Origin of the sequence: Embleya australiensis (genome assembly GCF_051903075.1) — a bacterium.
Taxonomy (GTDB): domain Bacteria; phylum Actinomycetota; class Actinomycetes; order Streptomycetales; family Streptomycetaceae; genus Embleya.
In genome coordinates, this window is sequence record NZ_CP182423.1 from 197,090 (window position 1) to 211,995 (window position 14,906).

6 protein-coding genes and 1 pseudogene are annotated in these 14,906 nt (G+C 67.9%); 2 read left to right on the forward strand and 5 right to left on the reverse strand.

The annotated features are described in order from the left end of the window. The first annotated feature begins 363 nt into the window (after positions 1-363). Complete coding sequence (locus ACMXN5_RS31235; RefSeq protein WP_439678258.1) at positions 364-1,038, forward strand: TniB family NTP-binding protein; 675 nt, start codon at positions 364-366, stop codon at positions 1,036-1,038. Positions 1,039-1,226: 188 nt separating this feature from the next. Then, positions 1,227-1,310, forward strand: a pseudogene (locus tag ACMXN5_RS31240) (IS5/IS1182 family transposase); the annotation flags it as partial. Between the two features lie 126 nt (positions 1,311-1,436). On the opposite strand, the gene ACMXN5_RS31245 reads toward ACMXN5_RS31240, so the two are convergent. From ACMXN5_RS31245 to ACMXN5_RS31265, 5 genes are all read right to left on the reverse strand, one after another. Further along, a complete protein-coding gene (locus tag ACMXN5_RS31245) occupies positions 1,437-2,018 on the reverse strand; it encodes a hypothetical protein (protein WP_439678259.1) in 582 nt (193 codons plus the stop codon). 15 nt (positions 2,019-2,033) lie between these two features. Further along, the gene (locus ACMXN5_RS31250; RefSeq protein ID WP_439678260.1) at positions 2,034-11,117 is read right to left on the reverse strand and encodes a LamG-like jellyroll fold domain-containing protein; all 9,084 of its coding nucleotides are present in this window, start codon (positions 11,115-11,117) and stop codon (positions 2,034-2,036) included. A 222-nt stretch (positions 11,118-11,339) separates the two neighbouring features. After that, positions 11,340-11,885 (reverse strand): hypothetical protein, encoded by a 546-nt coding sequence (locus ACMXN5_RS31255; RefSeq protein ID WP_439678261.1) that lies wholly within the window; start codon positions 11,883-11,885, stop codon positions 11,340-11,342. Further along, a complete protein-coding gene (locus ACMXN5_RS31260) occupies positions 11,882-13,189 on the reverse strand; it encodes a DNRLRE domain-containing protein (protein ID WP_439678262.1) in 1,308 nt (435 codons plus the stop codon). The genes ACMXN5_RS31255 and ACMXN5_RS31260 overlap by 4 nt, the downstream gene beginning before the upstream one ends. 286 nt (positions 13,190-13,475) lie before the next feature. Beyond that, positions 13,476-13,748 (reverse strand): hypothetical protein, encoded by a 273-nt coding sequence (locus ACMXN5_RS31265; protein WP_439678263.1) that lies wholly within the window; start codon positions 13,746-13,748, stop codon positions 13,476-13,478. Positions 13,749-14,906: the final 1,158 nt, after the last annotated feature.

Consider the following 14,906-nt stretch of genomic DNA (forward strand, 5'->3'; position numbering starts at 1 on the left):
AGCGGTGAGGGTGTGGACGCAACGCAACAGTCCCGGCCGTCACCACCTGGCAGGGCCGGCAGGACTTCGTGGCCAAGGCGCCCCCGACGCCGCCCGAGCCCGATGCACCGCCACGCAGTCGGGAGGAACGCCTGGCCTACCACTCCGCGTTCGCGGGCGTCCGCACCCCGACCATCGACACCCTCGCGGCGAACATACGCACCCTGATGATCCTGGGCCGCCACCAACGGACCACCGCCCGACCGGCGTTGATCGTCACCGGCCCCGCCGCGGCCGGGAAGACCACCGCCCTGCACCCGCGTCGGACGCGCCTGCCACCTCGCGCAGGCCGCCCGACGGGGCGGGAGGGCGGAGGGCGTGTCGGTGGCGTACGTCCTCGTACCGCCCGGCGCGACCGCCAAGGCCCTCGCCACCGAGTTCGCCCGCTGCCTCGGCATCCCCTTCACGGCCCGGATGACGCAGGCACAGATCACCGAAGCCGTCTGCCACACCTACAACCGGGCAGGGGTCCGCCTGGTCCTCATCGACGAGATCCACCGCCTCAACCCGCGCACCACCACCGGTGCGGAGACCGCGGATCTGTTGAAAGACCTCACCGAACGCATCGGGGCGACGTTCGTGTACGCGGGCATCGACGTGACCGCCACACCGTCGTTCGCCGGGGTACGCGGGGCCGGGCTCGCCGGACGGGCCTCGTTGGTCGAGTGCGGGGCATTCCCCGCACGGCTCGGCACACGCGAACCGTTCAAAGAGTTGATCACCGGAGTGGAAACCGCCCTCGACCCGAAGCGCACACCGCGCGGGGACACTCCCCCGCCTCGCCGCCTATCTCCACCAACGCACCGCCGGCCGGATCGGCAGCCTCACCCGCCTCATCCGCCAAGCCGCCATCACCGCCATCGACGACGGCACCGAACGCATCACCAAAACCAGCCTCGACCGGATCCGCTTGGACCACCTCGCCGAAACCCGGCACCAGCCGCGATCACGCACGTCCGGACGGTAGACCGCCCTGCGGCCCACGCCAAAACGCCGTGACCAGCACAAACACAATCCGGGCCTTTAGACGCACCCGGCTATGTGCAACACACCCGCGCATTCTCAACAAAAACGCGAAACCCCCAGGCCAGGGCCCCCACAACCCCCACCCGGACAGCCCCGAAATGTTCTCATCCGACCTGCAACACCCCAGCTCACGCCACCCTCCACACACCAACCACCACCCCCGAAATCACAGCCTCAAAGGCGACGGCGTTCACCACGCCATGCTCGGCATCGCACGAATGCACAACCTCACACCCGCCGGATAGGCGAGCGACACACAACGACCGGCCATGCCCGAGGTGACCCGGAGATCATTTGCGGGACAGCCCTTACCCCGGTACTCCCGCACATATCGTAACAAACCCATGCACAAGTCCACCGAAAACTCGATATTAAATCACCGACCAGGGATCCAAGTCTTGTGATCTGAGTGCATTCTCCTCTCTCCAATGCAGCGCCCTCGCCTGGGTTGCATTTCGAAAATAGGTGGGAACATTCAAGGGATTCTCCGTAGCAACTAGCAGAAGTCGACACAGAAACTCAACCATGCCGCATCGATAGATCTCCCAACAGCCCTCCTCGTGCCAGACGGCAATCGGCCATGCATCGGCATCGTCGCTGTCGGCGACCCAGCAGAGGAGATCTCCTCCTGAAGTCCCTCCCCAGGCGACAGCCGAAACTGAAGAATTGTACGCCGATGATTCTGGACTTCTTGTAGTCCACAGCTCGCGAGCAGTCTCCGTCGCAGCGTTGACCCCTCCCCAAGGACCGTCGGGAGGCATAATTTCGTCCGGAATCAATACCCCGACCCAGTCCTCGATCGTCACGCCTCCATAGGTCTCTTGAAAGCGTATGAAATCGCTCGGAAATCTGCCTTGTAGGTTGACATCTCCTTCTTCGACAACCTCGCCCGACCCAGGACGAGGGGGCATCAACTCAAGGAGAAGCTTGAACCAGTCGCGCTCATTGGACATCGAAGTTCCATTCGATCAAGGCATGCCAGCAACAGGCACCGGATTGAGATTACTGTCCATCCTGTATCCCAGATTGAAAGCCCATTTGTATTTTCGATCATACATGAGGTTATACACCGTATCATCGAACGAAATCCCGGGGCTTCCGTCCTTGTTTATACCTCGAGCGGTCATGTGGTATCCGTAGGGAACGGTCCTGTTTCCGGCATATTTAGGCGTCACCGTATAATACACCACCTGCTTAGCAGCTACTGCCTTACCGACCAAATCCTCATAATGGAACATATTCGGTGAGATCTTCGGAGAACCATCCATGGGACTTGCATTCACTTCCCGACTGCAGGTGGAAAGATTGTCGAGATTCAAGCCATCTCCTCCCAATGCTTTAGCCAGAAGGTGACAGTTGTTGATCGCATCCCACGATTTACGCCCCCCTGTCTTCCATGCCTCTTGTTGGGCCCACTTATAACCGGGCGGCCTTACGTCTTCGGTTTTTGTTCCTCCTGAAATCGAGTCCGATGTCAGGCAGGCAGTGACCCCCACTGCACGATTTCCATTGTTTGCATCGCGTTTCTCATAGTGTTTCCATCCCCTCCCGCCGTTCAGGCAAGAATCTTCCGTCTCATCCTGCGCAACTGTAACCTGACCGTCTTGGCCGCCTGGGTCGAGCCCGAGATCCGAGGTATTCGAGTTCACTTCTGAAATTGGATCGAATACACCCCCGCCAGGAGCCGCATTCTGGATCGCGGCAAGGATTCGCGTTCCGTCCAGAACTCCCTTGATGATGGCGATCATCGGGTCGACGATCGGTGTGGAAATCGTCGGAGGGCGGTCCTTGGGGGCAGTGGGACGGTATGGGATCTTCGGCTTCGGCTTGATGGGGACCTTGGGATTGGGGTTTTTTCGTTTCCCGCCTCCACCCGGGCCTCCCGTGGGTCCCTGGTACGGCCCGTTCACGCGCGGCGGAGCCCAACGGCTGACGCCAAAGCCGTCCAATACGGTCCGGCGGTGCCCGACGCCCATTTTGGAAACAGGAGGGTCCGCAACCTTCGGGGCCCACGTAATATCTCCACAGCCCGTAACGCACGGCCCCCAGTACTTCCTGGCGATGTTTTCCATCAAGTCTTCGTCGACACACTTGCTTGCGAAGTACCCGCGTCCGAGCTTCTTTCCCACCCCCAGCAGCTTTCGCATGGTCGGGTTCAGTTCGCCACAGTGGCCACTCGGGTCGACGGTGTCGAGCGGATCTCCGTCCCCGTACGCGTACCGGTTGGCGTTGCCGGAAGGGGTCGGGTCGAGAGTCCAGGTGTCTCGGGAGTCGAAGCCGCCGGTTGAGGGGTCGTACCACCTTGCGGACATGTTGGCCTGGCCGGTGGTGGGGTCGGTCCAGGCGCCCTGATAGCCGAGGCCGGGCTTGGGGCCGGTTTGGGTGGTGATCTGGCCGAAGGGGTCGTATGTGGTGGAGCTTGTGCGGTCCAGGGTGCTGGGGTCGATCGCGGCCGTGACGTCGCCGTGTTGGTCGGTGATGGCCAAGGTGGCGGTGGTGCCGTTGCCGGTGGCGATCAGGTCGCCGCCCGCGCCTCGGGTGAATTTGGTGGTGCCGTCGGCTACGAGGTTGTTGGTGGTGCCGTCGTAGGCGAAGGCGGATTGGCCGTTGCGAGTGATCATGCGGCCCTGGGCGTCGTAGCCGTATGTGGCGTTGTCCTGGGCGAGTTGTTCGAAGGCGTCGAATTGCAGCGACCTGGTCAGGCCGGGGACCGTGATCGTGGAGCGGGTGCCGCGTGGGGTGTAGGTGTAGGTGGTGTCGCCTGCGGTGAGAAGGCGGTTGCGTTCGTCGTAGGTGGCGGCTTTGGGGCCGGCGGTGGTGCGGTTGCCGGCGGCGTCCCAGGTGTAGGGGGTGGCGGTGGTGCCGTCGTTCCACTGGGTGAGGCGGCCGGCCAGGTCGTAGGTGTAGGTGTTGTTGCGGCCGCCGGTGGTGGAGTCGTCCTTGCCGGTCATGTGGTCGTCGGCGTCGTAGGTGTAGGAGGTGGAGATCCTCGGCAGGTCGTCCCCTCCTCGTACTTCGTCCGTCGTCAATCGGCCGAGGTCGTCGTAGTCGAATGCACGGTCGGCTCGAACGGCGAAGCGGGCCGCTGCCGTGTTGGTTCGTGGCCATTCGAAAACGGGCCAGTGATCCCAGTACGTCTGCCCCACGACGTTGCCGGAGCCGTCGTAGGCGTATTCCACGGTGTGGCCGGTCTGCGGATCCGATGCGAGGTAGGGACGTCCCCGCTGGTTGTACGCGAAGCGGGCGGTGCCGGCTGCGTCCGTGCGTCCGGCCATCTGGCCTTCGGCGTCCCAGGTGTAGTGCGAGTTGCCCGAGGTGCCGGTGGTGGTCAGCAGGAGGCCGCGGTCGTTGTAGGTGTAGGTGTTCGTGGACTTGGGGGCGGCCGCGCCGAGGGTTTGTGCCTTGGTCAGGCGTCCGGAGTTGTCGTAGGCGAACACGCGTTTGTCGGTGGGGGCTTCGGCACCGGTGCCGGTTTGTTCGATCAGGCGGCCGAGGTGGTCGTAGGTGTTGTTCGAGCGCACGCCGCCCGGTGCCGATTGGATCGTGGCCTGGCCCACGGCGTCGTATGTGGTGGTCCAGGTGCGGTCGGCGGGGTTGGGGTGTGCGGTGGTGGCGGGCTCGATCACGCTTTCGGGCTGGTCCCAGGCGGTGTGGGTGTAGATCGTGGAGTTGCCCTTGCCGTCGGTGAAGCGCGTGCGGTTGCCCATCGCGTCGTATCCGAAGGAGGAGACGATCGACTCCGTCGCGTTGGTCTTCTCGGTCTGGCGGGTCAGGCGACCGGCCGCGTCGTAGGCCAGGTCGGTGCGACCACCGGCGGGGGTCACGGTCGAGGTCTGGTTGCCGTTGGGGTCGTACGACTGGGACGACGTGCGCAGAGATACCTCGCCCAGGACGTCGCCGTTGTAGCGCATGACGATGTCCTCGACCTTGTCCGCCCGGCCCAGCGGGCTGTAGGTCCATCGGTTGCCCCGTCCCTGCCCGTCATAGGCGCGGACCTGACGCCCCAACCCGTCGTAGTCGGCGGTGACTTCGTCGGTGTCGCCCCAGCGGCGGGTCGGCTCTCCCGCCGGGTTGTAGACCTGGAATGCCTCGCTGCCCGTGGGCGACGTGGTCGCGACCACGCGGCCCGCGTCGTCGTACGTCATCGTCGTCGTGAAGTTGTTGGCCGTCGGGAAGCGTTCGACCCGGGTGGTGGTGAGTTGGCGGCCGAGTTGGTCGTAGGTGGCCTCGGTGCGGGCGCCTTCGGGGTCGACCGCGGACAGTTGGCGGCCGTTGGCGTCGTAGGTGTAGTGCCAGGTGGGGGGCGTGGGCGGGGTGTCCGTGAAGGTCTGGTTCAGCAGCGGGCCCTGGTTGGTGCCCGGGGTGGCCAACGCGCTCGGCTGGGTGGGTGCTTGGGGGGCCGTCTTTTCGACGACGTTGCCCATGCGGTCGTAGCGCGCCTTGCTGGTCCTGCCGAGGGGGTCGGTGGACTCGATGGCGCGGCCGGCCTTGTCGTAGCGGACCTGGGAGGTGGCGGTGATCGGCTGGCCGGCGCCCGCGGGGGTGTACGGGGGCAGGGTCGTGGCGGTGGTGCGGCCCGTGCGGTCGGTGACGCTCGTGGTCACCCGGCCGTTCGCGTCGCGGGAGACGACCGGTTCGCCGAAGGTGTTGTAGCCGACGGTGGTGGTGGGGCGGGTGTTCGTCGGCGGGGCGCCGGCCACCGTGACCTCGACGGTCGGGGACGCCGTTGAGATCTCCCGGCCCAGGACGTCGTAGGTGTGGGTGGTCGTGTGCGCGCTCGGGGTCGCGCCGGTGGCGTTGCCGTTGGGTGAGACCTCTTCCAGGACCAGGCCGCGTTGGTCGCGCTTCCAGGTGCCGACGAGGACGTCGTCGACGCGTGGGGCGGCGGTCTCGTTGTGGGCGGTCTGGCGCAGGACGCGTCCGGCCTTGTCGTAGGTGAAGTCGGTGGCCTCGGGGGTGGTGATGCCGGCGCCGGTGCGCAGGGTGCGGGCGACGAAGCCGGCGGTGTCGTATTGCGTGGTGCTTTCGCGGTTCAGGCCGCCGGGGTCGAGGACGGTCCTGGTCGGGCGGTTCAGTGTGTCGTAGGTGATCTCGGTGATCGTGGTGCCGCCGGTGGTGCTGCGTGTGACGTTGCCGGCTCCGTCGTAGCCGAGGCGTTCGAGGACGATGTCCCGGGTCGTGCCGTTGGGTTGCCGTACGGCGCGGGCGATGGTTTCGGCCTTGGTGTCGTCGTCGTAGTAGGTGTAGGAGGTGGTGGCGCCCATGGCGTCGGTGATCGAGGCGAGGCGGCCGGCGGGGTCGTAGGCGCGGGACTGTACGACGAGGTCGCGTGGGGTTCCGGAGGGGTCGCCGTCCCAGGCGACGAGCACGGTCTCCGCCGGTTGCCCGCTCGGTGTGTAGGTGTGGCGGGTTTCGGTGCCGACCGGGTCGATGGTGGAGGTCAGGCGCCCGAAGGCGTCGTAGGCGGTGCGGGTCACCCCACCCTCGGGGTCGGTGGCTGTTTCGGGTCGGCCCTTGGTGTCGTAGGTGTAGGTGTTGGTGCGGGTGGTGTCGCCGCCGGTGAGGTCGGCGGTGGATTGTTCGACGACGCGGCCGTCGACGTCGTAGACGGTGGTGCCGCGAATCGTGTGGGTGACGCCGGTGATCTCGTTGCGGACGCCCGGGCCGGTCGCGGTCGTCGGCCGCGACGCGAAGTCGTAGGAGGTGGTCGTGGTGACGCCGGCGGGGACGCTGTCCGAGACCTCGGTGGTGGTGATCTTGCGGCCGAGTCCGTCGTAGGTCTGGCGGGTGATCAGGCCGACCGGGTCGGTGGTGGAGGCCAGGTCGCCGTTGGCGTAGTAGGTGAAGGTCGTGATGCGGTCGCCGGGTTCGGTGGTGGAGGCGAGCAGTCCGGCCGGGGCGGTGCCGCCGCCGACGGCGGGCTCGGTTCCGGTGGTGTAGGCGCGTTGGGTGGTGGATCCGTCGGGTCGTGTCTCGCCGGCTGGGTGGCCGGTGGGGGTGTACGTGTATGTGGTCTTGTACGTGTTGTCGCCGACGTCGGCGGTGCGTGGGTCGCGGATCGCGACGAGTTGGTCGTTGCGCGGGTCGAGCGGATTGTCCTTGTCGAGATGGAACTCTTGGTACCCGGTCCAGCATTGGGTGGTGGTGCGGCAGGTGGTGCGGGATATCTCGTTGCCGCGCGCGTCGTGGCCGCTGATGACGGAGTTGCCGTTGGCGTCGGTGACGGTGTGTCGGAAGCCGCCGCTGTCGTAGCCGTAGGTGGTGGTGGCGCCCTCGACGTCGGTGACGCTGAGCGCGCGGCCGCGGAACGCGTCGTAGGTGCGTGTTTCCTGGCGGTTGTTCGGGTCGGTGACGGTGGTCGTGGTGGTGAGCGTGGCCGGGTCGGTGGTCGAGCCGCTCGCGTAGTGCGTGCCGATGGTGTCGGCGCCGAGTGCCTGGTGGTGGATGGCGACTTCGTCGATGGCGCCCTTGAAGTAGCCGCGAATGTCGGTGGGCTTGGCGGGCCAGGCGAGGTTGTTCACCGATCCCGCGCCGATGGTGATGTACGGGTCCACGACGACGGACGTCGCGTCGAGGGGGGTGCCGACGAGGTTGCCGTCGAGGTAGAGCTTTTGTGACTTGCCCGGGGTGTCGACGCTGAGCGCGAGGTGGTGCCAGCGGCCGTCGAGGACCGATTCCGGTGAGGTGATCGGCGCTGGCGTGCCGTTCCAGACCTCGCCGCGCAGTTGGCCGTCGGTGCCCACGTAGAGCATCGGTGTGGCCGGGGTGTCGGGGTTCGTGTACGGGAGTTCCTGGGTGGAGTAGCCCATCAGCACGCCTGGGCCCTCGGCTTGGAACCACATTTCCACCGTGAATTGTGGAACGCCCGTCAGTTGGTCCTTGGGCAGGCGGATGTTCGACGCGGTGCCGTCGAAGCCCGCCGCTCGGTCGCCACCGGGGCCGAAGGCGCCCACGACGCCCTGGCGGACGTTCCAGGCACCGGCGGCGTCGGTGGCCGGTCCGGGCACGAGGTCGATCGGCGCGGTGGCGCTGTCGGTGAGCGTGAGCGGCCAGTATCCGGTCGGGCCGGAAGCGAGGATCGTCCTGCGGTAGTCCGCCGCCAGGTCCTGGGCCGCGCTCGCGTGCGCGGCGGCGGTGGCCGCGTCCAGGCTCTTGCGGTAGACGGCGACTTCGTCGATCTGCCCGTAGAAGTGTCCGTCGCCCGGCGGGGCCTTCTCGTATCCGAGCGTGGTTCCGGCGCCGATGAAGTTGCGCAGGCTCTTCTCGTGGAAGACCGCGCCGCTGATCGTGCCGGCCGCCACGCCGTCGAGGTAGAGGGTCTGTACGAGGCCGTCGGTGGTCAGAACGACGTGATGCCAGTCGCCGTCGGTCACCGATGCCTCGGTGACAATCTGCGGTAGGGCGGTTCCGCTGGTCGTGAAGAACTTGCCGCGGAGCTTCCCATCGGTGTCGACGTACAGGGCGGGCGTGTAGGTCGCCTGGGGCTCGCCGATCCCGGCGGATTGGTACGCGAACAACACGCCCGGCGTCGACGTGCGGAAGGACAACTCGATGGTGGCCTGGGAGGAGCCGTGGATCAGGCCCTGCGGCAGTTCGATGTAGGACGTGGTGCCATTGAAGTCCGCGGACCCCTCGTCCTCCGTGGTGCCCACGGGGTAGCCGGTCGTGTCGTGGGCACGTCCGGCACCGTTGGTGCCGCGGGTGCCCTGCTCGGAGTCGACGCGGGCTCCGGAGGTCTCGTTGAGTCGGTAATACGACCACGGGCCCGAAGACGTAACCGCCGCCCGGTACGCGGGGGCGCTGTTCGGGACGGCCCCGCTTCGTGCCGCGAAGTGTTCGGTCACCGCACTCGCGTCGATCGCGCGGTCGTAGACCGCCACTTCGTCGATCGATCCGTCGAACCGGCTGCCGGTGCCGGGGGCTTCCGGCCAGCCGGTGGCGAAACCCGCGCCCAGGTACACGCGGCTCGAGGCCTCGTGGTTGACAGCTCCGTTGACGGTGCCCGTCTTGGTGCCGTCCAGGTAGAGCGTCTGTACGGTTCCGTCGGCGGTGAGTACCGCGTGGTGCCAGCGGCTGTCGGTGACCGACGCGGTGGAGGCGATCGGTGGCTGTCCGGGGGCGTCGGCCTGGACGAACTTTCCGCGGAGTTTGCCGTTGGTGTCGACGTAGAGCGCGGGTGTGTAGTTGCCGCCGACCCCGGCGGGGTCGTCGATCGTGTTGGACTGGTGTCCGAGGATCACTCCGGGCTTGTCGGTCTTGAACCACAGTTCGAGGGAGAGGCGGGGCAGCGTCCGCAGCAGGTTCTGCGGCAGTTCGACCCAGGAGGTGGTTCCGTTGAACTCGGCCGCCGTGTCGTCACCGCCCGCGAACGCGCCCGCGCGGCCGGGGATCACCTCGTGGTAGGTACCGGATCCGGCGGTGCCGATGGTGTTGCGCGCGGTGGTGCCGTTCTGCTCGCCGAGGCGGTAGTAGGCGACCGGGGTGGAGGCGGTGATCGCGGCCGCGTAGGCGGCGGAGGATGCCGTGTAGGTGGGCTGAGACAGCTTCCACGCGCCGCCGTTGACGTCGGTGACCTGCGTGACGCGGTCGGTGCGCGCGTCGTAGGCGACCTCGGCGTGGGTGCGGCCCGACGGCAGCGTGACCTTGGTCAGTTGGGTGGCCGCGGCGCGCGCGGCGTGGTGCTCGGCCGCGCCGGTGGCGCCCAGGGGGCGTTCGTACAGGGCGACGTCGTCGATGCTGCCGGCGAAGTACGAGATGTTCCCGGGCGATTGGGGCGCGCCCTGGGCGAAGCCGGCGCCGATCACGGTGTTGCTTGCGGCCGGGTGGTAGACCTCGCCGGTGAGGGTGCCTGCGGCCTGGCCGTCGAGGTAGAGGGTTTGGGCGGTTCCGGTGGCGGACAGGACGGCGTGGTGCCACTGGTCGTCGGTGACGTTCGCGGTGGAGGTGATGGGGTCGGGGGTGGCGCCCCGGGTGAGGAAGCGGCTGCGGAGTTTGCCGTTGGTGTCGATGTACAGGGCGGGGTTGAAGTCGCCGCCGACGCCCGCGGGGTCGTCGAGGGTGCGGGTCTGTTGGCTGAACAGGACGCCGGGGCGGGTGGTCTTGAACCACATCTCGATGCTGAGGAACGTGGACTTGCCGACGATGTCCGCGGGCAGGCGGATGTGGGAGGTGGTGCCGTCGAAACCGGCGGCCTGGTCGGGGGATCCGGCGAGCGCGCCGGGCCGGCCGAGAGTGACGTTGCGGTATTCGGCGCCCTCGCGGGCGGTCGCGGTGGGGACGGTGTCGGCCGCGGTGGTGGTGGGGCCCGCCTCGCCGAGGCGCCAGTAGGAGCGGGGGGCGGCGTCCATCACGACGGAGCGGTAGTGCGATCCGGTGGTGTAGTCGTAGCGGGTGCAGGGAGGGGTGGTGCCGGTGGGGGCGGGCGGGCAGACGGTGGTCAGTCGGTCGCCGTCGTAGCCGTACGTCCATATCGGGCCGGGGGTGTTCGCGTCGATCGGGTTGGTGCCGGCCTGGGTGACGTGGGCGCCGGTCCAGGTGAAGGTCAGGTAGCGGCCCGAGGTGACGTCGGTGGCGCGGGAGATGCGGCCGTCGGCGCCGTAGATGATCTGTTGGGTACGGCCGGCGTAGTCGGCGACGGAGAGAAGGCGGCCGTTCGTGTCGAAGATCTGGCGGGTGCCGGACTTGTCGGCGAGTTGCCAGCCGCCGCCGGGCACGGCGGTGAAGGTGGCGAAGCCGCCGGAGGGTGCGGCGTAGGTGCCGTCGGGGTTGCGGCCGAAGCGGACCTGTCCGCCGGTGGCCAGGACCACGACGACGTTGCCGGAGCCGTCGTTGTCGGGGATGGCCCGCATGTCCCAGCGCGATGCCCAGCCGGCGCCGAACGCGGTGTCGGTGCGCGGGTCGAGCGAGTTGTAGGTGCGCGCGACGGTCAGGTCGGGGCCGACCGCGCTCACCGAGGCGTCGGTGGCGGCGGTGGTGTAGTTGCCGACCTGTTCGCTGAACTCCTTGCCCGCGGAGCCGGCCGAGAGCCGGCTGGTGATGGCCGGCTGCGGCACCTGGGTGGAGAACGTGGCGGCGCGTGCGAACGTGCCGTCGGCGTTGCCGGCGTCGCCGACGGTGCCGTACCAGGCGTAGGTCTTGCCCCAGGTGAGGTTCCACTCCTTGGGGACCGTCCACGGCGACTGGGGTTGCCAGTCGGAGGTGTGGCAGTCCTTGCGGGTGTTCGCGCCGTCGACCTCGCAGACCTCGAATTTGTAGCGCAGCGGCTGGTTGGCGGGTCACGCGTCGCGGTCGTGCCCGGTGACGTGGAGCATGGGGGTCAGGGTCGAGAAGGTGTAGCCGCTGGGCGGCCAGGCGGTGTCGACGGCCGGCGGGCGGTTGGGGATGGTGAACACGGCCGGGTTCGGGCGCACCGACGGGCTCTCGCCGTCGCCGATGTAGGCGTACCAGGCGTACTTGCCGCCCTTGGCCAGTCCCCAACTCGGCGGAACGGTGAACGACGCGGACGTCTGCCAGGTCGAGTTCTTGCAGTCCTTGCGGTAGTCCTGGCCGTCGACCGTGCAGACCTCGAAGTAGTAGTCGAGGGACGCGCGGGGGTAGTTGTCCGGGTCGTTGCCCGCGACGGTGAACGTGGGGGTGGTGGTGTCGGACTCGTAGCCGTTGCCGGGGGTCATCGAGGTGATGACGGGCCATCTGTTGGCCGTACCGAGCGCCATCGGCAGGGGCGGGACGCCCATGTGGGAGAACCTGGAGCCGTTGGCGTTGTCCATGTCCCAGGCGAGGGTGTACGTACCCGGGGGCAGTTTGACGATGGTCGCGTTCACCGTGACCGACTGGCCCGGGGGACGTCGTTGGGCAGCTGCGTCCAGGCCACGGCGTTCACCTCCGTGCCGCTCGCGTCGAACAGCCGGTAACTCAGCGTGTGGATCCCCTTGGTCCAGCCGACGGCGCCGTTGTTGGTGACGGTGACGTTGGCGATGCCGTCCTGGGTCGCGGTCACCTCGCGCACGAGGTTGTTGAACCGGTACGCGGCCCGGTAGGGGGTGTAGTCGATGTCGAGCTTGACGCCGCCGTTGGGGGCGGTGTCGAACTTCTTCCAGGTCTTCGGGTCGCCCTCGGCGGTGCGCACGGTCAGGCCGTTGTTCGCAGCTCCCGTGACCCAGCCCTGGATGAGGTCGCGCCCGCCCGAGCCGAGGTCGACGACGCCCCAGCCGTCGTTGCAGCCGTCCGACTCGTTGCCGAGGGCGAAGGAGGCCGAACCGAGGGCGGGGCCGTAGGAGGGGCCCGGCCAGCGCACCGAACTGGGGTTCCAGGCGGCGGTGTTGCCGTGGACCGTCACCGCGCGCGGGGCCTGGCAGTCCCACGAGTGCACGTTCCACAGCGCGAGGCGGGCGCCGGTGATCGTATTGTTCTGCAACTGGGCGGAGACCGCCGAGGTGTTGAGCAGGATCGCGGCGTTGGCGCAGCCGCTGTCGCAGTTGTAGCCGAAGCGGTAGACGTCGGTCTGGAAGAAGTTGCGGCCCTGGACGATGCTCACCGAGTTCGACGCGGGCGTGACCGCGACGGTGGGGTCGACCTTGACCGGGTACACGCGACTCGGGTCGTTCAGCCACGCGCGGTCGAGCTTGACGCGCAGGACTCGGGTGCCGTCGTCGCGGGTGAGGAGTTCGTAGGTCACCCCGCCCGACGTGGCGCCCTCGCCGGAGGAGGGGGCGACGGCGGAGTCCATCATCCACCCGTGCGGGACCATCGCCTGGACCGCGCCCGCGGCGTCGGTCAACACGACGTTGCCGTTCTCGTCCAACGTGGGGGTCAGGCCCGCCAGGTGCAGCGGGAAGTCCCAGGTGTCGGGCGCGGACGGCGAGTTGAGGAGGATCGTCTCCTTGATCTCGCCGTCGCCGGCCTTGAGGTTGACGTCCGACTGGGGACGGGCACCGGTGAAGGTGATGCTGTCCGACGCCGTGCGGCCGACCGTGGGGGTCGCGTTGTCGAGGCCGAAGCCGACGCTCGTTCCGTTGCCCGTGTGCAGGGTCGCCAGCCGCGCCGCGTCGGCCTTGGTGGCGACGTCGACCGGGTTGGCGGCGGCGCGGGTACGCCACCACGCCGGGTCGGCGGGGTTGCCGCCCATCGGGGCGAGGGTGTTGTCGACCTTCGCCCATGACCCGTCCGGGAGACGGTAGAGACCTTGAGGGTACGGCTGCCGTCGACGTTCTCGTAGACGCTGGTGTGGGAGTCCCGCTCGGCCGGGAGTTCGCGACTGGTCCGCTCGTCGAAGGACGAGCCCGCAGCAGGCTTCGCGGGTTCCGTCGGGGCGGCGGTGATCGTCGTGCCGCCGGCCTGCGGCGGCGACTGGACCTGCTGCGTGGTGGCGCCCGAGAGCGGCCGCTCGGGCGTGGATTCGACCGGAAGCGGCGTCAACGGCTCTGGTCGGGGCCGAGTTCACCCGGGGCCTTGCCGGCCGGACGCCCACTGCCGTCCGATCCCGCGCGCGTCTGCGCCGTGTCGACCTGGTGCGAGCGGCCAGCGGCCGATCCCCACTCCTGGGTCGGCTTGCCGTACCTCGTCTCCCCCGGGGTGGCGGCGGATACGGCGGTCGCGCCACCGACGACGAGACCCACGGTCATCGCCATCGCGGCGACGATCGCGGTCGGACGCTGCGCACGCAGCCACAACAGCCCACCGAGCACGGGACTGCTCCCCCGGGATATAGAGAAACGACAGGCGCACATCCAAACGGCTGGTGAAAACCCACGGCAATGTATGTAGATACTTGTCGACAGATGATTCACGTCCTACGAAATCGCTACAACCTTGCAGCCCCTTCAGGAGTCGATGGGGCACCAACAGGCGTGCAGACACGAGTATTTGATCGGATTACGACCCCCGGTGAGAGGCAGCGCGGACGCCCGGGCATCGCCAGACACGGCATGCAGGACGTCCAGGCGAGCACGGCCGAGCCGCTGTCCGGGCAGCGGCTCGTCGCCGGCAACTCCCCACCAACGCCTGGATAATCGCCGGTATCACCGGGGAAGGTGATCCCGGTGTGCCCCAGCACCCGCACGGAACGATCCCGCCGTCCTGCACGCACACGTGAAGGGCGGTACCACGACAAGGCTCGCCGCCTATCCGACGCGGAGCCGAGGGCCGATCGTCACTCGGCCCGATACCCGTGCTCCTGCCCCTGGCGGCGATCCTCACCGAGAAGGGCTACGCACGCACTGGTGGCTGCTCCTCAAGCCGTTGATCCTGATGTTCGTCCACGACAGGCGGGCGCACCCGCTGACCGCGCAAGGCGTGATCGAAGTCGTCCCGGACGACGACCCACCCGCACACAGTCGAGCGCGGGCACGGCGACGGTGCTCCGGCCCCCGGCGTCGGACGTTCGGTACCACCCGAGCCCACCGGCGCTCCTTTGAAGTGTCCGGCGGGCCCGCTCGTCCATCGATCTCGGGCATGGGTGAGCCCTGTGTCGGAGTAGGCGCGAAGTCGGCCGTGCCTTATGCGTAACCGGTCTCCCAGTTGCTGCACGGGTCGAACCAGGCGTCCTCGACGCAGACCCGAATTTCCACCTTCCGGGCCTCGTCGAAATTCGGTCTCGCCCGTGTCGAAATGCGCGACGCACCCGGGCCGGTGTCGGTACGCATCCGGGACGGGTCCGACGTTTCCGGGGCCGTCGCGGATGCGTCGACGCCGACACCGAAGACGCCGGCGTACTGATGCGCCTGGCCATGCGGCTGAGGGAGCGGGAGGCGGGAAGGCGCCCAACGCCTCTACCGCCCGGTCGCCGATTCCGGAAACGCCTACGCGCGGAAGTATTCGCGGTGCGCGTGGTCGTCTCGCCCGGT